The sequence below is a fragment of the Vibrio sp. 1978 genome, assembly GCF_033344345.1.
Map to the genome: position 1 here is coordinate 1 of NZ_JAWPOP010000945.1, position 533 is coordinate 533.

Below are 533 nucleotides of genomic sequence, written 5' to 3' on the forward strand. Positions count from 1 at the left end.
TGGTCCATGTAGTTAAGCGCGACTTTTGCATCTTCGTCATTCACTGCCATGATGCGACCCATCAGCTTCACAAGGTTGCTGTCTACGCGAACCACTTCGTCGACAGAAGCTGGCACTTCACCTTGCCAATCTTGTGCTGCAAACATGAACTGGCCGCCTTTTGTGCCACGAGTACGAGAACTGAACGCTGCGTTGGTGTAGTGGCCCATGTCCATTGTGTGCAAGATCCAGTAACGGCCTTCATCCATATCAGGCACGCTCACAATGACAGGTTCTGCAGCAACATCTAACCAGCCCATAAGGTGAAGCGTATCGTTATTAATGGTTGGGTGAGCGGTGTAAGAGTCATCAGCTAGAGCACGAATATTCTGAAAGCGGTTCAGTGGATAGTTGTTTTCTACCGCCGTGTGATAGAAAAACTTGTACGCTTCATCAATAGAGTAGCCGTAGATATAAGCATCTTCTGCAAGATCAACATTGGTGTTAGCCGCAAATACAGGGCTGGCACCTAGCGCTGATAATCCCAATAGAGT

Annotated in this window: 1 protein-coding gene; it reads right to left on the bottom strand. The window is 48.2% G+C overall.

Going from position 1 to position 533, the window contains the following annotated elements; translation table 11 throughout:
* On the bottom strand, nt 1-533 hold a 533-nt coding region (locus tag R8N49_RS30005), incomplete at both ends, for a DUF1254 domain-containing protein (protein ID WP_318190811.1).